This is a genomic window from Streptomyces megasporus (assembly GCF_000718985.1).
GTDB lineage: Bacteria > Actinomycetota > Actinomycetes > Streptomycetales > Streptomycetaceae > Streptomyces > Streptomyces megasporus.
The window spans coordinates 1-336 of sequence record NZ_JODL01000147.1; the positions used below are offsets into that span (position 1 = coordinate 1).

Annotated in this window: 1 pseudogene; it reads right to left on the bottom strand. The window is 70.8% G+C overall.

Going from position 1 to position 336, the window contains the following annotated elements:
* Nucleotides 1–336, bottom strand: a pseudogene (locus IF47_RS28435) (hypothetical protein); the annotation flags it as partial.

Here is a 336-nt window from a genome sequence, read left to right on the forward strand (position 1 = left end):
GTGCGGTGCCGAGCATCGAGTTGCGCAGGTTGAAGTCGAAGCCGTTGAACGCCGGTGCGTCGAAGCGCTGGGGGAGGTCGAGCCGTCGCACGGCGCTCCACCGGTCGGTCGCGTTGTTGTCGAAGGGGAACGTCTCCGTGCGCCGGTGCCCGTCGGGGTTGAACCGGTCGCGGTAGATGGCGGGCAGGGCGTCGCAGACGCTGTGCTCGTACGACGAGGAACCGCCGTGCTCTGCGCCGAGCCACTGGAACACGCCGTGGGTGTACTCGTGGCCGATGACCCCGAGGTCGCCCGAGTCGGGTGCGCCGCCCTCGCCGAAGCGGATCCGCGGGGGCG